The following is a 21,373-nucleotide window of genomic DNA, read 5'->3' as shown; positions in this document are numbered from 1 at the left end:
ATGGTCCTTCTCGTGAGTGTTGATGGGCGGTGGACCGACGTGGTCAGCGCTGAGGACCGGTCTCGTCGGGGCGATCTCCACCTGGCTCCACGCTGTCGGGTTCGAGGAGCGGGAAGAGGCGGGCCACGACCGCGACGGGTGCGGAACCCGGCGGTCGGGTCAGCGGCCGGTTCTCGCGGTGCCGGTAGCCGTTGATCAGGTCTCGGATGGCGCTGCCGACCTCGGTGAGCTCGCGGGGCGTCAGGTAGAGGATCTGACTGAACGCCTCGTCGTGACGCCACCGCTGGGGTGCCTGGTCGCGCTGGGCGAGCCAGTTGCGGTAGACCTCGTCCTCCAGCCCCCGGGCGAGACAGGCCATCTCCTCCTCCGGCTCCGGCTCCGCGACCGGGCCGACCAGCCGCCAGGGGCGCACCCTGCCCGGGCCGTGCGGCGCCTCCTCGATGAACCCGTACCGGGCGAGTTGCCGCAGGTGGAAGGAGTGCTGGCCGGTGTTGCCGCCCAACTCCCGGGCCGCTTCGGTGGCGGTGATGGTGCCACGTCGGCGGATGAGGTCGAGCAGGGCAGCCCTCAGTGGATGACTCAGCGCTGCCCTGGCTGCCCGGTCGAAGCCGGTCTGGCCGTCCGGGTCCCGGTGCGTCGGGCCCTTGCTCTCGGCGTCGGTCACTTTGCAAAGTATTCTTCTTTGCACACGGAGGGTCAAGGAGACACGTCAGTCGACCCGCGTGCCGCGTAACTCCAGGCCGCACCGGCCATCCGGTCAGCGTCCCGGTCTGTCGCACCACATCCAGAGAGGAACCTTCATGGCTGTCCTGCCCGTACGCCTCCTCGGCGATCCGGTCCTCACCCAGCCGGCGGACGAGGTGACCACCTTCGACAAGGAACTGCACCGGTTGGTCCGTGATCTCACCGACACCCTGGAGGACGAGCAGGGCGCCGGGCTCGCGGCGCCGCAGCTCGGCATCGGGCTGCGCGTCTTCGTCTACCACGTCGAGGGCACGCGGGGACATCTGGTCAACCCGGTCCTCCGCTTCCCCGACGAGGACGAGCAGGACGGTCCGGAGGGCTGCCTGTCGATGCCCGGCCTCTACTTCGACACGAAGCGCCGGATGAACGTGGTGGCCAAGGGCTACAGCCGACACGGGGACCCGGTGCAGATCGTCGGCTCCGGCTACCTCGCCCGGTGCCTGCAGCACGAGACCGACCACCTCGACGGCGTGCTCTTCATCGACCGGATGGACACCGAGCGCCGCAAGGCGGCGATGAAGGCGATCCGCGCCGCCGAGTGGTACGGCCAGCCCACGCCGCGGGTCGAGATCAGTCCCCACCCGATCCTCGGCCGGCTCCGCTGAGCGGCCCGCCGTGGTCACGCCGGCCCACCCGACCGGCGTGACCACGGCGGCGGGTCGCCGCGCCGCAGCCTGATCCGTCACCTGGTCACCCGCTCGGCGTCAGTCCGCGTCGGCCGGGGCGAAGCCGCGCAGCGGCGCCACCCGGTCCTCGCCGAGCCGCACCCGCAGGTCGGGATCGGTGATGCCGAGACCGGGCTTGGGAGCCAGCGACAACACGCCGATCTTGCCGATGTGCGCGTTGCGCTGCACCAGCCTGGTCGCCTCGGCGGCCTCGTCCAGCGAGTAGGTGCGGGTCAGCGTCGACCCGAGCCGACCCATGCTGACCAGCCGGTTGGTCTCCCACTGCTCGTGCAGGTTGGCGCCGTGGCTGCCGATGATCCGCTTGAGCTTCATCCACAGGTACCGGTTGTCGAACTCGTGGTGGTAGCCGGTGCTGGAGCCACAGGTCACGACCGTCCCACCCCGACGGACCACGAACACCGAGATGCCGAAGGTGGCCCGTCCGACGTGCTCGAACACGACGTGCGGGTCCTCACCGAACTCACGTCGGATGAGCCGACCGAGCTGCTTGCCGGCCTCCACCGAGGTCGCGACGTCCGTCGTGTCCAGCCCGATCTCGCTACGGTCGATGACGAGGTCGCACCCGAGCGCCCGGACCGCCTCGGCCTTCTGCGCAGAGCCCACCACGCCGACGGCGATGCCCCCGGCGTTGCGGGTGAGCTGCACCGCGTAGGTGCCCAGGCCGCCGGAGGCACCCCAGATGAGCACGATGTCGCCCTGCTTGATCCGGGCGCCCCGGTCGCTGACCAGCATCCGGTAGGCGGTCCCCGCGCAGAGCGGGTTGCTGGCCGCCTCCTCCCAGCTCAGGTGGGCCGGCTTGCGGAGCAGCTGACTGGCCCGGGCGACGGCGTAGTGCCCCAGCGCGCCGAAGTTGGTCTCGAAGCCCCAGGCCCGTTGGTCGACGCCCATCATGCCGTCGGCGTGGGTGGCCGGATCCTGGTCGTCGACGTACGCGGTGGAGACGACCACGTGGTCGCCGACCCGCCAGTTGCGCACGTTGGAGCCGACCCGTACCACCACGCCCGAGGCGTCCGAGCCGAGGACGTGATAGGGCACGTCGTGCCGGGCCGACCAGCCGCCCTGCCGGCCAAGCTGCTTGAGGAAGGCGAAGGTCGGGATCGGCTCGAAGATCGCCGACCAGACGGTGTTGTAGTTGATCGCGGCGGCCATCACCGCGATGAGCACCTCGTCCGGTGCGAGTTCGGGCATCGCCACCCGGCCCAGGTGGAGGGAACGGCGGACGTCCTTGTCCTGGGTGTTGCGGAAGATGTCGACGTCCTCGGCGCGCAGGTGCGCCGCGAGGTAGTTCTGTGGCACGGGGTGCCGGGCCAACTCCTCCGGACCGGCGTTGGCGAGTACCGCCTCGGCGAGTGCGTCCATGGTCAACCTCCAATGACGTAACGGTCGGAACCGGGCTCGGAACGGAACGGCTGCGCGAGCGAGGCCCGGTCGACCTCGCCGCGGTCGGTCCGGGGCAACTCCCCGACCACCTGGATTCGCCCCGGCAGGTCGAAACCTTCGAGTCGCCGGCGCATCGCGGCCCGGATCTCGCCCGGACCCACCGCCGCGCCCGGGGCGGGCGCGACGACAGCGACGGCCGCCGGCCCCCGCGGCGTCGCCCGCAGCACCACGGCCGCCTCTCGGACGCCGGGGTGCGCGTGCAACACCGCCTCCACCAGCCGGACATCGATGAAGCCGTGGTGGCGCAGGTGGCGGCGCCGCGACGGGCCGAGGTACTCGACCCGGTCCGCACCGGTGACCCGACCGGCCAGCCCGGTGTCCATCGGCTCCGGGAAGGCCCCGGACGACACGTGCAACCCACCCGGTACGCGCACCGGCAGGGGGACGCCGTCGACGGACCGCACCGAGTAGGAGACACCGGGCAGGGGGACCAGCAGGGGCGGCCGGACCGGGTCGTCCGCCGGCTCGACCCAACCCGTCGCCTCGTCACCCACCACGTGGTACGCGCCCACGGTGGCGCCCGCCGCCCGCCAGTCGGCCAGCGCGGCGGTGACCTGCAACTGCCCGAGCGGAAGCACCAGGGTCACCGGCGCCCCGGCCGGAACAGCTTCGGCCAGCGCCTGCGTGAACCGGAACGGGGCGCAGATCCGGCCCACGCCACTGGCCGCCGCGGCAGCGTCGTCGGAGAGGCGGACCGTGGCACCGCGGTGCCAGGCGGCCGTCGCCTCGATCCGCAGCACCGTCGGCTCGGTGGCCGGCCAGAGGAGGGTGTCACCCCCGCCGGCCGGCCCTGCCGGCCGGCCCGCCGCCGCGTCGCCGGAGCGGACCAGCATGGCGAGCCGACGCACAGGGTCGGTGCCGGTGACCGACGCGGCGTCCGGGGTCCCCGGGTCGTCGGTCACCGCCCCGAGCAGATCCCGGAAGGTGATCGAGGCGCCGGGGACGGTCAGGGCGACGCCGAGCGGGTCCCACGCGGCCCGGTCCCGCAGCACCTCGAACGGCCGGACCGGGCGGTCCTCGACGATGCCGGCCGGGGCGGTGGCCGCGGCGGGACGCCGGCTGGACCGGACGGCCACCCCGGCGACGAGGTCGGCGACCGACGCGTGGAAGTCGGCGACGAACTCCTCGGCCTCCCGTGTCCCCATGGTCTCCGCCCGGTAGTCCAACCGGACCAGGCAGTCGGGCCAGTCCGCCCGTAGTTGCAGCGTCTTCTCGAAGGTCGCCGAGGTGTTGGGGGTGAAGAAGGACCACCGGCTGCCCAGGCCGCGAACGTCCAGACGCAGGCCAGCCGGGGGCCGTGGGAAGGAGATCCCCAACTGGGTGGCGAGCCGCCGGGTACCGTGCTCCGGCACCCGCGCGAGGATGTCGCCGAAGGGCACCCGACGGAACCGGCGGAGCCGGTCCAGCGCGGCACCCGCCTCCACGACCGGGTCGGTCCCGCGCCCCACCCGCACCAGCATCGGCACCACGTTGATCTGTACGCCGGCGACCGCCCGGGTCCCGGCGTCCCCGACATCCGCGGCGATGCCCAGGACGCCCCGAGGGTTGCCGTACCCGGCCAGTTGCCCGCCCAGCGCGGCGACAAGGGTGGTGAAGGTGGTGGCGCCGTGCCGCTCGGCCAGCGACCGGAGCCCGCGCACGAGGTCGCGGTCCAACCTGGTCGTGGCGGTGGTCACCACACCGCGCCGCCCCGGAACACACCCACCGGGCAGCGCCATCGGCTCGGGCGCGTCGGCGAGCGCCTCGATCCAGTACGCCACGGCGGCGGCCCGCGTCTCCGCGTCCGGCTCGGGCAGCACCGGGTGCGGTAGCGGATCGGCGACCGGCGGGTCCCCGGCCCGGACCCCGACGAGGAAGGCGGTGAAGTCCTGCGCCACCACGAACTTGCTCCGCCCGTCGAAGCCCGCGTGGTGCACGGAGAAGACCAGGCTCGCCCGATCCTCACCGTGCACCAGCAGGTGGAACCGGATCGGCGCCTCGGTGCCGAGGTCCCAACGTCGGGTGTCCTCACCCCGACGCATCCAGGCCGCTACGCCGTCCGCCTCGTCGCCCACCGGGCACGGCACCTCGACGGTCTCGAACACCAGCGCCGCCTCGGCGGGTAGGACCAGCTGGCGCAGGGCGTCACCGGTCGTGCGCAGCACCGAGCGCAGCGGCTCGTGCCGGCGCAGCACGGCCAGCGCGCTCGCCCGCAGCTCTTCCGGGCGCACCGGGCCGAGGAAGGTGACGAAGAAGTACCCGCTGCTGCTCACCGAGGGATCGAGCTGTTCCTCCGCCCAGAGCGCCAGCTGGGCGGCGCTGACCGGGCGGGTGACGGCGGTGGCGGTCCCGTCGGTCACGCCGGCGTCACCGCGGCCTCAGCCGGTGGGCTGCCCGCCCGTCGTCGGGCGTCGACCGCCACGCCGACCGCGGCGGCGACCGCGTCCCGGTCGATCTTCCCGCTCGGGGTACGGGGCAACTCCGGCAGATAGGTCAGCGAGACCGGTACGGAGACCGAGGGCAGCACCGTGCGGAGCCGGTCCAGCAGGGCGGCCTGGTCCGGCGGGGCGGTCGGGTCCTGGGCCACCAGGCCGGCCCGCAGCGTCCGGGCACCGGAGCGGCTCTCCGTCACCACGCTCGCCGCGGCCGTCACCCCGGGCTCGGCGAGCAGGTGAGCATCGATCTCCAGCAGGTTCACCCGGATGCCTCTGATCTTGACCTCGTCGTCGAGTCGGCTGAGGAACCGGATCACGCCGTCGGAGAGTTCGACCAGGTCGCCGGTGCGGAAGGCCCGGGTGTGCCCGTGCGGGGTAGGCGGGATGTCGACGTACCGGCGGGCGGTCAGCTCCGGCTGGTGCAGGTAGCCGGCCGACAGCGGCGCCCCTGCGACCAGCAGCTCGCCGACCAGCGGTTCGGCCGGGTCGACCGGGTCGACGAGGACCTCGCTGTTCGGCAGCGGCACCCCGATCGGCGGCAGCGCCGGCCAGGACTCCGCCGGACCGGTGAGGATGTGCGAGGTCACCATCGCCGATTCGCTCTGCCCGTAGTGGTTGACCAGGCGGCAACCGGGCAGCCGGCCGAAGAACGCTCGGATCCGGTCGGTGCAGACCATCTGCTCGCCGGCGGTGTTCACCTCCACCAGCTCCAGCCCGTCGTACAGGTCGTCGTGAGCCGCGACGGCGAGCATCTGCAGGGCCACGTAGGGCAGGAAGAGTCGCTGCACCCGGTGCGCGGCGAGCCAGCGCAGCAGGAGGGTGGGCTCCCGCCGCAGCTCCTCCGGCATGATCACCAGAGTGCCGCCCCCGCAGAGGGAACCCAGGATCTCCTGGAAGGACACGTCGAAGTTCAGCGGCGCGAACTGCGCGGTCCGCAGGTCCGGAGCCGGTGAGTGGTGCACCTGCCAGTGCGCCATGTTGTCCAGGCAGCGATGCGGGACGCCGACGCCCTTCGGCCACCCGGTGGAGCCGGAGGTGTAGATGACGTAGACGTTCCTGTCCGGGTCGTGCTTCGCGGTCACCGGGTCGACGACCGGCGCATCGGCCGGTGGGGCGGTGATCCGCAGGGTCTCGCCGGCGAAGTCCAGCGGCGGTTCGGCCGCGGCGAACAACAGCAGCCGGGCGTCGCTGTCGGTCAGCATGTGCTGCAACCGCCGGCTCGGGTAGCTGATGTCCAGTGGCAGGTAGGCCGCCCCGACCAGCGCCGAGGCGAAGAGCGCGACGACCGCCTCCGCGCTGCGGGCACAGGCCACCGCGACCCGGTCACCCGGCTGGACACCCCGCCCGGTCAGTTCCCCGGCGGTGAAAGTGACCCAGCGCAGCAGGTCGGCGTAGGTGAGATTCCGGTCGCCGTCGATCACCGCCGTCCGGTCCGGCGTCGCGGACGCGCGGGCCAGGAACGCATCGACCAGGCAGGGCGGATCGGCCTTGCCGCCCCAGAGGCCGGGCAGCGGGTACGGGGTCATGCCGGCAGCCCGCTGACGGCGAGCGCCGGGACGAGCGCCTCGGTCAGTTCGGCGACCGTCGGGTGGTCGAAGACCAGCCGCAGCGGCGCCTCCACCCCCAAGCGCTCCCGGATCAACGCGGTGACCACGGTGGCCGTCATCGAGTCGCCCCCGAGGTCGGCGAAGTTCTCGTCCGGCTCGATGCCGTTGACGCCGAGCGCCTCCTGCCAGATGTCGGTGAGCACGGCGGCCAGTTCCCCGCTCTGTGTGGTCATCGGTACTCCTCTCTCGGCTCGGCGACCTGGCCGAGCGGACGGTGGGGGTCGAGGGTCCAGGCGTCGACCAGCGCGACGAAGGCGTCGCGGACCGCATCGACCGTCTCCGGGTGGAAGAGGTCGCGGGCGGCGACCAGGTGCCCGGCGGCCGTCCCCGGCGACACCTCGAGGTGCAGCTCCAGCTCGAACCGGGTGGCGATGGGTGGGATGGCCCACTCCCGCACCAGCAGTCCGGCGAGGGCCGGGACCCGGGGCCGGGGGCGCAGGTCGAACAGGACCTGGGCCAGCGTCGGTCGGCGAGCCTGTCGCGCCACCCCGCTGGCGGCGACGATCTGCTCGTACGGCAGGTCGGCGTGCTCCCAGGCGGAGAGACAGCTCTCCCGCACCCCCGCCAGCAGCGTCGGCAGGTCCGCCTCCGGCGGACAGACCACCCGGATCGGCACCACGTTCACCAGAAGCCCGACCAGCCGGTGGTGCTTCCGGTCGAACCGGCCGGAGACCGCCGTCGCGACGGTCACCTCGGTGCTGCCGGCGCGACGGCACAGGGCCGCGGCGTAGCAGGCCAGCAGCGCCATGAACGGGGTGCAGCGGTGTTCCCGGCAGCACCGGACCACGCGGTCGACCACCGCGGCGTCCAGGACGGTGGCGGCCGCGTACGCCTGGTCGCTGCCGCGGGCCGAGGGCGGGGCGTCGGTGGGTGGCCCGGTGACGGCCGGCACCCCGGCCAGCGTCCGGCGCCAATGGTCCAGGTGCCGCCCGGCGACGGATCGGCGGCCCGGGGACCGGTCGGCCTCGGCGTAGGCGAGGTAGCTGGGGGCGGGGGGCAGCTCCGGCACCCGACCCGCCCGGTACGCGTCGTATCCGGTGGCCAATTCGTCGAAGAAGACCGTCATCGACCAGCCGTCGAAGGCGATGTGGTGGACGGAGAGCAGGAGCACGGCGTCGTCCGGCCCGAGCGGCACGTGGGACAGCCGCAGCGGGGGAGCCTCCGCCAGGTCGAAGGGCACCGCCCGGTCTGCCTCGATCAGCTCCCGCACCTCGGCGGCGGAACGGCCACCGGGCACCTCGGGATGGAGCCGCAGCACGTCCGGCACCTGCGCGAGCGGGACCTGCCGTACCGACCAGTCCTCTTCCCGGTACACGGTGCGGAGCACCTCGTGCCGTTCCAGCAGCAGGCGTACGGCGGCCCGCAGCGCGGGCACGTCCACCGGCCCGGTCAGCCGCAGCGCCCGTTGTACGACGTACCCACCCGCGGCCGGGGCCAGCTGCTCGCTGAGCCAGAGCCGCTCCTGGGCGGTGGAGAGCTGGCCGCTGGGCGACTTCATCGTCCCGCCCCCGCGGCTTCGGCGGCGGCGTCGTCCGGCACCGCGGGGGACCGGCCGTCGGCCAGCCAGCGGTCACTGGTCGCCGCGTGGGCGGGCTCCCCGGCGTCGGCGTCGGCCAGCTCATGCCACCAGGCAGCCAGCCGCCGGCGCGCCTGCGCGCAGTAGATGTCGGCCAGGTCCTGTTCGCCGTCGTCCGCGCCGGAGGCGGCCCGGCCGAGGGTGACGACCATGGTCACCAGCTCCTCGGCGAGCTGCCCGACGAGTCGCAGCTGCGACCCGCGCTCGTACAGCACCGCCGGGTCGGGGTACCGGCGGCACAGCCGCAGGCACGCTCGGGCGAACCGGCGGATCTCCGTCGCGGTGAACCGCAGGTGCTCCCGGTTGCGCGGGGAGAGCTGCGGGACCTCCGGAACGGTCGGCTCGACCTCGGACTCGATCTCGGCGACGTTGTGCGGCTCGGGGTAGAAGTAGCTGAAGACGATGTTGCGGGCCACCCGCATCTGCAACAGGACCTCGGTGCCGCCGGCCACCCGCATCCCACGGGCGTCCCGGTACAGCCGCTCCATGGGCTCGCCCGGCCCGCCGCGCCTGATCTTTCCCGCCACCGTCTCGAAGCCCTCGCCAGCGAGCAGGGTCATCGTGCGCTCGGCCACCCGCCAACACAGCAGCGAGGTGACGTCCTTCGCCGCGACCTGCTCCAGCATCAGGTTCACCGCCCGGCCGTCCTGGTCGGCGAGCATCACCCAACGGGCCATGCTGTCCAGCGCGTACACGTCGGCGAGGCTGGCGGCGATCATGCGCTGCACCTCGTCGTACCCACCCAGGTTGCGGCCGTCGACCCGCCGGCGGGTCGCGTAGGCGCGGGCGAGCGCCACGCAGCGTCGGGCGATCGCCAGCGAGGGCGCACCCACGATGAAGACCCGCCCCCGGGAGAGCACCACCGCCCGTTCGGGGGTCAGCCACTGCCCGTCGCGCTCCTGGAGGAGCCGCTCAGCGGGAACCAGCACGTCCCGGAAGGACAGCGCCCCGTTGGGTGAGCCCCGCAGCCCCATGAACTCCAGCGACGACCGCACCGAGAAACCCGGGGTGGCGGTGTCGACGAAGAAGACCCGGATGCGGTCGCTGCCGTTCTCGTGCACGGTGGCGGTGACCGCCAGCACGCCGGCCACACTGCCGTTGCCGATGTAGAGCTTCTCGCCGTTGAGCAGGTATCCCGACCCGTCCGACAGCGCCTGGGCGGTCAGCTCCCGAGCCCGGTTGGCCGCGCCGCCGGGCTCCGTGTCGGCCATCCCGGTGACCGTTCCGGCGCGCACCCGCTCGGTGACGAAGTCCCGCAGCGGGCCGGCGGGCAGGATGGGCAGGTACGCGGCGGCGCCGATCCCGTTGTGGATGGCCAGCAGCATGCCGGTGGCCACGGACTGCTCCGCGGCTGCGGTCATCACCCGGAACGCGTTGTACGGCGACAGACCCCGCCCGCCCGCCGCCTCGTCGACCAGCAGGTTCAGCAGACCCTCGTCGGCGAGCGCTGGCACCAGCCCGTCGGGAAGCCGGTTCTCCGCCTCCACCCGCTCCGGGTCGAGCCGTTCCCCCAGCAGCGCGCGGACCCGGGCCACCGACTCGTCGCCCAGTTCGGCGTCGCCCGCCGAGGGCGTCGGAAACGGATGGACGAGTTCCCAGGCCAGCCGACCGTGGCAGAGCTGCTCCAACAGGCTGGGTACCCCGGGGAGACTCAGGACGTTCCTCGACCCGATGTTCACCTGACGACCTTTCTCCTCGGATCTCATCGGAGCGAACTCAACTGGAGCCGTCCTTCCGTCTCCTTGACGAACCTCGCCACCGAACCCGACCGGTGCGCGGCCCCTGACAACACGACGAGCAGCAACGGGCCGGGCACGTCGTGCATCAGTCGCCGGCAGAAGTCGATGAAGACGTCGGGGCCGGGCACCGTCTGGTAGGCCGCGAACCGGAGCGGACCATTGCCGACGGCCGCGGCGATGAGGGTGACCGGAGGCTGGTCGCCGCAGTACCGCTGCACGGTCTCGGTGACGAAGTGCACGCCCGAGCGGCGCGGAGTGCCCGGACGCTGGGGCGAGCGGTGCCGCTGCCGCATGCTCGGGGTGGTCTCGCTGCGGCCGCCGCGCAACGGATGGGGAGGCAGCAGGTGGAGCCGGTCCAGCAGCCGCCCGATGCTGGCGGGCGAGAGTCGGACGTCGCACTCCCGCTGTACCAGCTCACCGACCAGAACCCTGGTCCAGAGCGCCACCGGTAGGCCACTCTGTCGGGGGTCGGCGTCCACGATCGTGCGCCGCAACCGGGTCAGCTGGTCCGGCGACAGCCGGGGCGTCCGGCCGGGTGCCTTGCGGGTACGCAGCGCCTCCGCGCCGCCGGCGCGGTATTTCGCCACCCAGGAGAAGACAGTGGCCCGGGAGAAGCCGAGGGTGGCCGCCACCTCCTCGGGACGCCTGCCCTCGGCCACCTGCTGCACGACGCGCAGCCGGATGCCTTCGAGGGTCTTTCGGTCCAGCTTCCGGCCGTCGTTGTCCCGGGTACGCGTCGGCATCATTCCGCCGCCTCCCCGACCGGCACAGTCGCTTCCTGCGGTGTTCCGTCCTGGTCGAGCCGGTCCATCAGCTTCGCCAACTGCCGGTGGCTGCTGACCGCGCTACCGGCGAAGGAGCGGGTCACCCGGCGCCGGGTCTCCGGCTTCTGGTCCTGGCTGAGCTTGAACATGGCGTCGACCCGGTCGATCCGGAACTCGAAGGCGCCCACGCCGGGCAGGATGCGGCGGAAGTAGTCCAGCGATCCGGTGGCGTCCCAGTTCGTGCCGAAGGTGCCTTCGTATGTCGCAACGGTGGCCCGGACGACGTCGAGGGTCTGCTCGGCGTCGTCGATCATGCGGACCGTCCCGTGTACGTGGACGGCGGTGAAGTTCCAGGTGGGCGCTGCCGGTGTCGTGCCGTAGACGGTTGGTGACACGTAGCCGTGCGGCCCGCCGAAGACCAGGATCGAGTGGGTGCCGGTGGAGAGCGCCGCGAAGTGGGGGTTGGCCCGATTGAGGTGGCCGAGCAGGGTGCTGCCGACGAACGGGTCGGCCCCGTTGGTCGCTCGGGCGGGAAACTCGGCCCCGGGCGGTACGATGACCGGCAGGTGGGTGGCCCACGGGACAGGTTCGGCGCTGGTCACCATGAGGGCCAGAGGGTTCTGGCGGATGATCTCGGCACGCCAGGCGGCGTTGTCGACCTGGTAGTCACTGGGGACGAACATCGGCTTGGCTCCCTCGGACAGGATGCGGTCGGGTCAGTGGGTGACGATCTCGGTCAGCACCCCGTGGCAGTCCTTCGGGTGCAGGAAGGTGACCCGGGAACCCATCGACCCCCGGCGCGGCGGATCGAACAGCACCCGGAGCCCCTGCCCGCCGAGCGCGCCGGCCGCGCCGGCCACGTCCGGCGTGCCGAACGCGACGTGGTGCAGCCCCTCGCCCCGGGTGGCCAGCCACCGACCCACCACCGAGTCGGGCCGGGTCGGCGTGAGGAGCTGGAGGTAGGTCGCACCGCCGTCGTCCGTGCGGTTGACCCGCAGCATCGCCTCGCGGTGCCCCTGCTCCTCGTTGACCTCGGTGTGACACAACTCGAAGCCGAACGTCTCCAGGTAGAAGTCGATCGTCTTCTCCAGGTCGGCGCAGACGATGCCGACGTGGTCCAACCGCGTGAACACCTAGTTCCCCCGTCCGTCGTGTGTCGCGCTCAGCGCCGGTTCCGACATCGCGGGGCGGTGGGTGCGGACCGACCCGGACCGCTGCCCCTCGGCGACCGACTGCACGATCTCCCCGGCGCGGATCGCCGAGTTGGACAACAGGCCGGAGGAGATGCCGTGCGTGTGCTCCGTGCCGCCCTGCAGGTAGATGCCGCACCGCAGCTCGGGGTCGGTGACCAGGCTGTAGTCGCGGTGCAGCCGGAGCCGGCCGTTGTCGTCGAGCCGGCAGTGCCGGCCCACGTCGCCGAGGAACGTCAGCGGGTCCCGCGGCCGGTAGCCGGTGGCGTAGACCACCAGGTCCGAGTCGAAGCTGGTGACCTCCCCGGTCGGCAGGAAGGCGACCGAGACGCGGACCCGGTCGCCGACCGGTTGCAGGTCGAGCGTCCGGGCCGCGTTGAGTACGCGTAGCCGCTCCTCGCCCCGGACCCGCTCCTGGTAGAGCCGCCGGTAGAGCTCGTCGGTGAGGTCGACGTCCACCACGGCGTAGTTGGTGTTGCCGTGGTAGCCGAAGAGCATTCGCTTGACCTCGTCCGGGGCTGCGAAGTGGACGTCGACGGCACCTGGGTCGAAGATGCGGTTGGCGAACGGGTTGTCGTCGGCCACGCTGTAGCCGTAGCGGGAGAAGACGGCGTAGACCCGCGCCGCGGGAAAGCGGCGGTGCAGGAACTCGGTGCACTCCGCCGCGCTCTGCCCGGCCCCGATGACGGTCACCGTGCGCGGCTCGCTGTCCAACTCCGACACCCGCTCCAGCAGGTGCGCGCTGTGGAAGATCCGCTCCGACGGGCTGCCCACCGGCTGCGGCACCGGCTCCAGCCCCGCGGCGACCACCAGGTTGCGGGTGCGTTGGACGGCCGTCGGGCCCGTTCCCCCGTCACACCGGACATGCACGTCGAGCGCCACGATCGCGTCCTGCTCCCGCACGGGAAGCACCTCGACCACCTCGGAGTCGTACGAGACCAGGTGGTCGAACTTCGCCGCCGTCCATTCCAGGTAGTCGTGGAACTCCAGTCGGGTGGGGAAGAGCATCTTGTGGTTGATGAAGTCCGAAAGCCGGCCCTTGCTGTGCAGGTAGGACAGGAACCCGTACTCGCTGGTCGGGTTGCGCATGGTGGCCAGGTCCTTGAGGAACGAAACCTGCATGGTGGCGCCGTCTATCAACATCCCCCGATGCCAGCCGAACCGTTGCTGCCGCTCGTAGAACGCCGAGGTCAGCCCGTCACCGGTCAGCTGCTTCTCGTTGTGTTCCTGCAGGGCGATCGCCAGTGCGAGATTCGACGGACCGAATCCGATGCCCGCGATGTCCACCACCGGCGCCCCCGCGCGTCGCGGAGCTGTCATGACACCTTCCATCCCCTGCTCACGTGTTGTGTGCGGATATCCACGACTGCGCCGACCCGGGAGACCCGGGTTGGCGGCAGTCCGTCACGTGGCGCTCCCCGTGCGGGTGCGGTCGTCGTGGCCGGCGCACCGGCCGTCCTTCCCCGGAATCCGGACGGGGCGGCGTCGGTGGGCCCTAGGTCAGGACCCGGACCTGGTAGCGGTCGAGCCACTCGTTGAGATAGAGCACCATCTCCATGCTGAACCGGTTGACCACATCGCCGGCCGGGCCGCCTGGATCGGTGAGGTAGGACCGAGCCGTGTCCAGGTCGAGGTACGGCTGGATCGGGGCCGAGTCGTCGCGGATCAGCGCGGCCGTCTGCTCGCGGAGCACCTCGGCGTAGCGGGGGTCGTCGGTGGGCGGGTATCCGGCCTTCTGGCGGTAGAGCACCGAGGGCGGCAGCAGGTCGCGTACCGCGGCGCGGAGCAGGCTCTTCTCCCGGCCGTCGAACGACTTCATCGACCACGGCACGTTGAAGACGTACTCGACGAGTCGGTGGTCGGTGAAGGGCACGCGACCCTCCAGGGCGGCCGCCATGCCGATCCGGTCCTTGCGGTCGAGAATGATCCGCAGGTAGCCGGTCAGGTTCAGGTACGTCATCTGCCGCATCTGCCGGTCGATCTCGCTCTCACCGTCGAGCACCGGCACGCCGGCCACCGCGGTGTGGTAGGCGTCCTGGTCGAAGCGCTCGGTGTCGAGCGTCTTCACCAGGTCCGGCGCGAGCAGGCCGGTGTTGCGCATCTGGTTCTTGCCCATCATCCGGCGGGCGAACTCCAGCCAGGGCAGCGACTCGGCCTGCCGGTAGTGCGGGTCGAGGAACCAGTGGTAGCCGCCGAAGAGCTCGTCGGCGGCGTCGCCGGTCAGCGCCACCGTGCAGTCCTGCCGGAACGCCTTGCTCAGCAGGTAGAGGGAGGTGTCCAGGTCTCCCAGGGAGGTGGGGATGTCGCGAGCCCGGAGCACCGCGCTGCGTACCTGCGGGTCCATCAGCTGGTCGGTGGTGAGAGTCACCCGGGTGTGCTCGGTGCCCAGGTACTTCGCCATCAGCTCGACGAACGGATAGTCCGGGGTGCTGCGTACCTCGTCGGGGCGGAAGGTCTCGGCATGGCCGGCGTAGTCCACCGAGAACGTCCGCAACTTCTCGTCACCGCGCTCGCGCATCGCCCGCACGGCGAGCGCGGCGATGGCGCTGGAGTCCAGGCCGCCGGAGAGGAAGGAGCCCAGCGGCACGTCGGAGACGATCTGCCGACGGACGCTGTCCTCCAGCAGTTCCCGGACGGTGGCGACGGTGGTGTCGAGGTCGTCGGTGTGCTCCCGTGCCGGCAGCGACCAGTAGGTGTGCAACGAGCTGCCGTTGCGCCCCGACCGGAGGACGGTGCCCGGGAGCAGCTCCTTGGTGCCGCGGAAGATCCCGTGGTCGGGTGCCTTGACGAAGCCGACGATGGCCCGGAGGCCGTCCAGGTCGACCTCCGGTCGCACCGCGGGGTGGGCGAGCAGTGCCTTCAGCTCGGAGCCGAAGACGATGCCGCCGTCGACCTCGGCGTAGTGCAACGGGTAGATCCCGAACCGGTCCCGGACGAGCAGCAGTTCCTCGGTGCGCCCGTCCCAGACGGCGAAGGCGAACATGCCCAGCAGACGCTCGGCGCACGCCGCACCCCACTCCAGGTACGCCCGCAGCACCACCTCGGTGTCGCTGGTGGTGCTGAACCGGTGGCCCCGGGCGCCCAGTTCGGCCCGGAGTTCCGGGCAGTTGAAGACCTCGCCCGTGTAGGCGAGGGCCACCGGGGGCTCGTCGGGACGGTGTTCCACCATCGGTTGGCGGCCGCCGTGGATGTCGATGACGGAGAGCCGACGGACGCCGAAGCCGACGTGCTGGTGCACCCAGACCCCGAGGTCATCCGGCCCTCGCCACGCCAGTTCGTTGGCCATCGAGGTGACCAGTTCCGTGTGGTCCTGCATCGGCGGTCGGAAGTCGACCAGACCCGCAATCCCGCACACGTGCACTTCCTCTCATGTCGTGTTCCGTCCACCGGCCGCCTCAGGCGGTCGGCGTGTTCCGACCGCCGATGCCCGCGGCCACGGCGGCCCTCATCTGGCCCACCGTCGCCCGCGCCCGGGCCGCCTCGATCAGGGCGGGCAGCACGTTCTCGTCCTGCTCGACGCAGGCGCGGACGCGCTCCAGTGGCCCCGTGCAGTCCGTCCGGGTGAAGGGCCGGCGGCGGCCGGCGGCGACGCCGGTCCGGTGCTGGTCCCGGAGCAGCTGCTTCTCCTCGGCGTATTCGTGGCTGTCCCGGACGCCGACTCGCGGGCCGCTCTCGTCGTGGAAGGCCATCTCCTCGATGACGCTCTCCAGCCACCCCGAGCGCACGGAGGCCAGCAGGCCGCCCCGCTCGGCGATCCGGTCCAGCCAGTCCACCGCCGTCTGCTCGATCTCGTCGACCAACTGCTCGATGACGGCGGAGCCGCCGAGCGGATCCACGTGCCGGGCGACGTCGGTCTCCGTCAGCATGATCTGCTGGACCCTCAGGGCCACCCGCGCCGCCAGTTCACCCGGCGTCTGTGCGGCCTCGTCGAAGGCGCAGACATGCAGTGACTGAACGCCCCCCAGGACGGCGGCCAGGGCGGAGACGGTGGTCCGGGCGATGTTGTTCAGCGGCTCCTGCACGGCGAGGGTCGACCCGAACGTGTTGACCTGGATCCGCATCCGCATCGAGCGGGGGTTGCGGGCGCCGTAGTGCTCGGCCATCCGGCGGGCGTACAGCCGGCGGGCGGCGCGGAACTTCGCGGCCTCCGCCAGCAGCTCCAGGTGTGCGCCGTAGATGAAGCTGAACTGGGGGGCGACCTCGTCGACCGTGAACCCCCGAGCCAGCATGCCGTCGAGGTACTGCTCGGCGTCGGCGATGCCGCACGCCACCTCCAGGCCCCGGTCGGCGCCCGCCTCCCGGGCGTGCCCGCCGGAGATCGAGATCGGGTTGACCTTGGGCAGGTGGCGGACGCAGTGCTCGATCACGTCCAGCGAGAACCGGAAGCTGTGGTCGAGGTCGAAGATGTACGCCTTGCGGGCCAGGTGCTCCTTGAGCATCTCGTTCTGGAGCGTGCCGCGCAGCGCCTTCGGGTCGACCCCGGACTCCTCGGCGGCGACGATCCACATCGCCAGCACCATGGGAGCGGTGGCGTTGATGGTGAAGGAGACCGAGACCCGGTCGAGCGGGATGCCGGCGAAGACGGCGGCGAGGTCGTCGACGGTGGCGATCGAGACGCCGGCCCGTCCGACCTCGCCCTCGGCCCGGGGGTCGTCCGGGTCGAGGCCCATCTGGGTGGGCAGGTCGAAGGCGAGGGAGAGCCCCGTCTCACCGCGGTCCAGCAGGTAGCGGAACCGGGCGTTGGTGTCGTTGGCGTCGCCCAGCCCGGCGAGCTGCCGGATGGTCCAGGGTTTGGTGGTGTAGCCGGTCGGGTGGATGCCGGCGTCGTACGGGAACTCACCGGGCCGGCTCGGGCCGGCCGCCGCAGCGGGTGCTCCGATCGCGTCCTCGATGCTCAACGTCGTTCCTCCTCCTTGGACAGGAGCAGCCCCGCCTTCGCGAAGGCGTCCCAGCCGCCCGGCAGGTCGAGTACGTCGTGTTCGGCGAACATCCGGATGCTGCGGCGGGCGGCGTGTCGGATCTGGGCGGTCACCATCTCGTCGGTGTAGGTCTCGTCCAGCACCCCCCGCACCGTGTCCCGGGGCAGCCCGACCGACTCCAGCGCGGTGCCGATGGCCGCCCGGTCCGGTGCCAGGCACGCCGTGATCAGCTCGGGCAGCGCCCGCGCCGCCCGGCTCCGTGTGTCCGGTGGGAGCGTCGCCCAGAGGTGGTCGTAGAAGAGGCTGTAGAAGGCGTGGTGCCACCGTTCGTCGCGGGCGTGGTCGTCCACCACCTCGCGGACGGCGGTCACCACCGTGGGATCGCGGGGGATGTCGGTGAGCAGCGAGGTCACCACGGTCTCGAAGACGACCACCTGGAGCAGGTGCACCAGGTGCGGGGCCTCCTCCTCCAGAGGCTGCCCGGCGTTGTCCAGCCGACGCATGATCCCGTCGAAGGAGTACGGCAGGGCAGCGATGCCGGTGCCCTGGCTGACCTGGTGGATCAGGTCGAAGCCACTGAGCGCGTGGTGCGCCTCGTCGCAGTAGATCTTCCAGGCGTCCAGCCGCACTTTCTGCGGCACCGGGAACGCCAGCTCACCATGCGCGATCAGCTTGGTTCCTCTATTGACGATCTTAGACTCTAGGTTCGATACGAAGTTCAGGTACGAATAGAGTTGCTGCGCGATCAGCGAGTCGATCGTGTCGGCGGATAGAGCGCGCACCTCAGGGTGTTCCAGATAGGGCATCAAATGCCGAGAGAAGAGTGCCTTCCCCTGCTCCCGCTCGTCACGAAGAAGTCGATGCGGTGCAATTCGGACGCTTGCCCGATCGTGCCAGTTCGAAAAGAGACTTTGTGTGACCAGGCCCACCACTTCTGGTTCCTCCCCGAAGACGCTTTTGGACCCTACCACCGCCAAGCCGGCCATCGGCGGGAAAGTTACTGGCTGGTATTTTCCTCAATCATTGATATTTTGATAGATGTTCATCAATCTTAATGCACAGCCTGTGGCGATCTTCCGTAAAGTCGCAGCTCGCGCCCTCGGGCCCAATAACTCTGAGTAGCGAGTCGATCACCGGTCAGTCCATAGACCACTGGCGTTGTTATGGCCTAGCGCGCAGCCCGTCGCGGCGCCGGGTCGGTCGCCGACTGCCCCGTACAGAGGTCTCTGCCCAGCTCAGGGGCATGACGAGGGGATATCGCGGCACGTGCGGTCACCTGGCCGGCCGGCCGGAGGTCAGCCGACCAGTTGGATCCGGTCCCCCGTTCGGACCCGCCCCGGCCGCACCACCCGGGCGTACGCGCCGGCGCAGGGCTCGTTGCCCACGCTGGCGATCCGGTTGTGCCGCGCCGGCACCGACAGGGCCGCCCTGTCGGCCGGCAGCGAGCCGTGGTCCAGGGTGGGAACGGCACAGCGGGGGGTGGGGACGATGACGTCGAGCAGGACGTCCGAGCCGACCAGCAGGCGCCGTCCGGCCCAGGAGTTCTCCAGGAACCCGCTTTCGCCCTCGGGCGTGGAGACCACGAGGTTGGGCCGGTACCGCACTGGGGACGTGGGCCCGCCCAGTTCGCCGATCCGGCGTAGGGCGGCCGTGGTCAGCAGGTGGATCGGGGCGAAGTCGAAGAAGGTGCCGGGCGCCGCGCCGCCCAGCGGGTGCACCGGGGCCGACCTCGTCCCGGCGTCGTCCACGAGTGCCTGGAGCGGATTGGCGCGTTCGATCGCCGCGCCGGGGGGCGGCCGGTCGACCAGGTGGACCCGGCGGTCGAGCAGTTCGCTCAGCGCGTCGTCGACCCACCGCTCTCCGGTGCGGCCGGTCTTGCCGTCCGGGAACGTGATCTCGACGCTGAGCGCCCCGGTCGACCCGGCCGGCACGACCCGGGCGGAACAGGTGAGCAGCGCCCGCCAGCGGCGCGGACGCTTGGCGCTCGCCACCAGGCCGGTCAGGTCGTCGACGAGGGCGTATCCGCGGTCACCGGTGAGGCCGTCGAAGCCGAACTCGCACTCCTGCACGAACTCGCCGAGCATCGACTTGACCGGAAACCGACACAGTCGCGCCACTTCGTACCGGGTGTTGTCCATGTGACCACCGCGTCTCGGCCGGTTTCGCACCGATGGCCGACCACCGACGCTCCTCATCCCGCGCGTATGCTACCGAATCGCCCCCGGTCGGCGAGCCGAGTCCCCAATGCTGTCAGTGCGCCCGCGATTCGCACCAGTTACCGGGAGCGGTACGGATTTTCCCGATTGACGCGCCTTCCTGGGCCGTGAGGCCGAAGGCCGTGACGGCCGAGAGGATTCCCGGAGGGGCCGCTAGCGACATGCGGGCCGGCCTGTCCGGGCCGACGGGGAAATGCTGCGGTAACGGATGGGACCGGGCGCGGCCAGGCCCGGGATCGCGGCCGACGCGGCGTTCTTTTCGGCACCCCCGGCAGATGGTCAGGTGTGCCAGGAGGCGGCGGACCTCGCCGAGCGCGAGATGATTCTTACCCGTAGAAGGCAAAGCATTCGAACTCGCCACAATCGGCATCTTCATAATCGTGCGCACCTGTCTGCCGATCCCGCGCGCCGTCGACCGCCCGCCACGCCAGGAGCCGGGTCGGCGGGCGTCGGCCGCCTCCGTCCTCGTCTCGCGGCGCAGGCGCCGCCCGCCGATTCGCTGGACTGCCGGGCCACTGACGGGTTCGCCGGCAGACGTACGCGATCAGGGGTTGGTGAAGGACCGGCCGCCCTGCCCGCCGGCCGCGACCAGTCGAGAGATTCGACGGTTTCGGCATTATTGTGACTTTAGATGTGCGAAAGTCCGATTCGACTACTTTGCGTCCGGCGCGGGCTTGGCTGCCGTCGCGGCAGCGCCTGCCGGAGCCGCGCCAGGAGAGGGCCACAATCGTGACAGTCATTCCGATCCGTCATCGTCGACACGCCGCGCTGACGGCGCTCGCAGCCGTCACCGCGGCTGTCGCCGTGCTGATCTTCAGCGGCACCGGCGCCAGCGCCCAGCCGGCGCCGGTCGGTCTGGGGACGGCGGCGGACTTCTCGGTGCTGGCCGGCTCCACCGTCACCAACACCGGCCCGAGTTTCCTGGCGCAGGATCTCGGCGTCCACCCCGGCAACACCGCACCAGGCTTCCCGCCGGGCATCGTCGCCGGTGAGACCCACCTCGGCGACGCCGTCGCCCTGCAGGCCAAGGACGACCTGACCACCGCCTACAACGACGCCGCCGGCCGGACCCCGTTCACCAACCTCGCTTCGGAACTCGGCGGACTCACGCTCCTGCCCGGGGTGTACCGGATCGGCGCCGCGCAACTGACCGGCACCCTGACGCTCGACTCGCAGGCCAACCCGGCGGCCGTGTTCATCTTCCAGATCGACTCCACTCTCGTCACCGCCTCCGACAGCAGCGTCGTGTTCATCAACGGCGCCTCACCCTGCAACGTCTACTGGCAGGTGGGCAGTTCGGCCACGATCGGCACCGGGACCCGGTTCGTGGGCAACATCCTGGCCCAGGCCTCCATCACCATGAACACCGGCGCGACCCTGCAGGGCCGCGCCCTGGCCCGGACCGGCGCCGTCACCCTCGACACCAACACCATCAACGCCCCCGTCTGCCTACAGCCGACAGGAACCCCGACAACCACCCCGACAACCACCCCGACGGCGACGCCCACGGCGACTCCGACGGCGACTCCGACGGCGACGCCCACGGCGACGCCCACGGCGACTCCGACGGCGACGCCCACCGCGACATCGACGGCGACGCCCACCGCGACGCCCACCGCGACATCGACGGCGACGCCCACGGCGACGCCCACCGCGACATCGACGGCCACGCCCACGGCGACCGTGACGCCGACTGGGGCACCCACCGCGACGTCCACGGCCACACCGACAGGCGCTCCGACCGGTCAGCCCACCGGGAGTCCTACCGTGCTGCCGACTCCCACCCGTACGGAACTGCCGGTGACCGGAGGCAGCGGCGGTAGCACCCTGGTGCCCGTTCTGACGAGCCTCGGCAGCATCGCCGTCGCCGTCGGCACGGCCCTGCTCCTCCACGGCCGCCGCAGGACATCGCAGTCCTGACCGGGCAGGCCCCGGCGGCCGGTCTCCGGCCGCCGGGGTCGTGACCCGCCCAGGTACGTGAGTCGTACTTCGTGCACCTGGGCTGCGAGCGAGGGCGGAAGCTCGATGACCGACAGGCCGGCGGCCTGGTTCGTAGGAACGTTCGTTGGCGTCGGCGG

General features: G+C 71.5%; 17 protein-coding genes. 2 read left to right on the top strand and 15 right to left on the bottom strand.

Features of this window, described 5'->3' with window-relative positions; genetic code table 11:
- Positions 1–43: 43 nt before the first annotated feature.
- Positions 44–664, bottom strand: a complete 621-nt coding sequence (locus KBX06_RS21105; RefSeq protein WP_210837778.1) for a helix-turn-helix domain-containing protein — start codon at positions 662–664, stop codon at positions 44–46.
- Between the two features lie 136 nt (positions 665–800).
- Here KBX06_RS21105 and def point away from each other — a divergent pair, with 136 nt between their 5' ends.
- Positions 801–1,349, top strand: coding sequence for a peptide deformylase (gene def / locus KBX06_RS21100; RefSeq protein ID WP_210837776.1), 549 nt, complete (start codon positions 801–803; stop codon positions 1,347–1,349).
- Positions 1,350–1,448: 99 nt separating this feature from the next.
- On the opposite strand, the gene ccrA is transcribed toward def, so the two are convergent.
- The 14 genes from ccrA to KBX06_RS21030 form a co-directional block, all read right to left on the bottom strand.
- Entirely contained in the window at positions 1,449–2,789 is a 1,341-nt protein-coding gene (gene ccrA, locus KBX06_RS21095; protein ID WP_210837774.1) for a crotonyl-CoA carboxylase/reductase, read from the bottom strand.
- A gap of 2 nt (positions 2,790–2,791) precedes the next feature.
- Positions 2,792–5,209 (bottom strand): condensation domain-containing protein, encoded by a 2,418-nt coding sequence (locus KBX06_RS28530; RefSeq protein WP_210837772.1) that lies wholly within the window; start codon positions 5,207–5,209, stop codon positions 2,792–2,794.
- On the bottom strand, positions 5,206–6,810 hold the full coding sequence (locus tag KBX06_RS21085) for an AMP-binding protein (RefSeq protein WP_210837770.1): 1,605 nt from the start codon (positions 6,808–6,810) through the stop codon (positions 5,206–5,208). The genes KBX06_RS28530 and KBX06_RS21085 overlap by 4 nt, the downstream gene beginning before the upstream one ends.
- Positions 6,807–7,064, bottom strand: coding sequence for an acyl carrier protein (locus tag KBX06_RS21080; protein WP_210837768.1), 258 nt, complete (start codon positions 7,062–7,064; stop codon positions 6,807–6,809). The genes KBX06_RS21085 and KBX06_RS21080 overlap by 4 nt, the downstream gene beginning before the upstream one ends.
- On the bottom strand, positions 7,061–8,389 hold the full coding sequence (locus KBX06_RS21075) for a condensation domain-containing protein (protein WP_210837766.1): 1,329 nt from the start codon (positions 8,387–8,389) through the stop codon (positions 7,061–7,063). Before KBX06_RS21075 ends, KBX06_RS21080 begins: the two co-directional genes overlap by 4 nt.
- Positions 8,386–10,146: an acyl-CoA dehydrogenase family protein gene (locus tag KBX06_RS21070; protein WP_210837764.1), complete on the bottom strand. Its 1,761-nt coding sequence runs from the start codon at positions 10,144–10,146 to the stop codon at positions 8,386–8,388. Before KBX06_RS21070 ends, KBX06_RS21075 begins: the two co-directional genes overlap by 4 nt.
- Positions 10,147–10,169: 23 nt before the next feature.
- Positions 10,170–10,949, bottom strand: coding sequence for a helix-turn-helix domain-containing protein (locus KBX06_RS21065; protein ID WP_210837761.1), 780 nt, complete (start codon positions 10,947–10,949; stop codon positions 10,170–10,172).
- Positions 10,949–11,653 carry an FMN-binding negative transcriptional regulator gene (locus KBX06_RS21060; protein WP_210837759.1) on the bottom strand — a complete coding sequence of 235 codons (705 nt, stop codon included), beginning with the start codon at positions 11,651–11,653 and terminating at the stop codon, positions 10,949–10,951. The genes KBX06_RS21065 and KBX06_RS21060 overlap by 1 nt, the downstream gene beginning before the upstream one ends.
- A 33-nt stretch (positions 11,654–11,686) precedes the next feature.
- The gene (mce, locus tag KBX06_RS21055; protein WP_210837756.1) at positions 11,687–12,103 is read right to left on the bottom strand and encodes a methylmalonyl-CoA epimerase; all 417 of its coding nucleotides are present in this window, start codon (positions 12,101–12,103) and stop codon (positions 11,687–11,689) included.
- Complete coding sequence (locus KBX06_RS21050) at positions 12,104–13,480, bottom strand: lysine N(6)-hydroxylase/L-ornithine N(5)-oxygenase family protein (RefSeq protein WP_210837754.1); 1,377 nt, start codon at positions 13,478–13,480, stop codon at positions 12,104–12,106.
- 175 nt (positions 13,481–13,655) lie between these two features.
- The gene (asnB, locus tag KBX06_RS21045) at positions 13,656–15,515 is read right to left on the bottom strand and encodes an asparagine synthase (glutamine-hydrolyzing) (RefSeq protein ID WP_210837752.1); all 1,860 of its coding nucleotides are present in this window, start codon (positions 15,513–15,515) and stop codon (positions 13,656–13,658) included.
- A 40-nt stretch (positions 15,516–15,555) separates the two neighbouring features.
- Complete coding sequence (locus KBX06_RS21040; protein ID WP_210837750.1) at positions 15,556–17,058, bottom strand: methylmalonyl-CoA mutase family protein; 1,503 nt, start codon at positions 17,056–17,058, stop codon at positions 15,556–15,558.
- Complete coding sequence (locus KBX06_RS21035) at positions 17,055–18,065, bottom strand: diiron oxygenase (protein ID WP_247686377.1); 1,011 nt, start codon at positions 18,063–18,065, stop codon at positions 17,055–17,057. The genes KBX06_RS21040 and KBX06_RS21035 overlap by 4 nt, the downstream gene beginning before the upstream one ends.
- 309 nt (positions 18,066–18,374) lie before the next feature.
- A complete protein-coding gene (locus KBX06_RS21030; RefSeq protein ID WP_210837747.1) occupies positions 18,375–19,217 on the bottom strand; it encodes an MOSC domain-containing protein in 843 nt (280 codons plus the stop codon).
- 807 nt (positions 19,218–20,024) lie between these two features.
- Here KBX06_RS21030 and KBX06_RS21025 point away from each other — a divergent pair.
- Entirely contained in the window at positions 20,025–21,215 is a 1,191-nt protein-coding gene (locus KBX06_RS21025) for an ice-binding family protein (RefSeq protein WP_210837745.1), read from the top strand.
- Positions 21,216–21,373: the final 158 nt, after the last annotated feature.

Source organism: Micromonospora sp. C31 (assembly GCF_018070575.1).
In the GTDB taxonomy this organism is placed as follows: Bacteria; Actinomycetota; Actinomycetes; order Mycobacteriales; family Micromonosporaceae; genus Micromonospora.
Note: the sequence above shows the minus strand (reverse complement) of the source record. Positions and strands in the feature narration are given on the sequence as shown.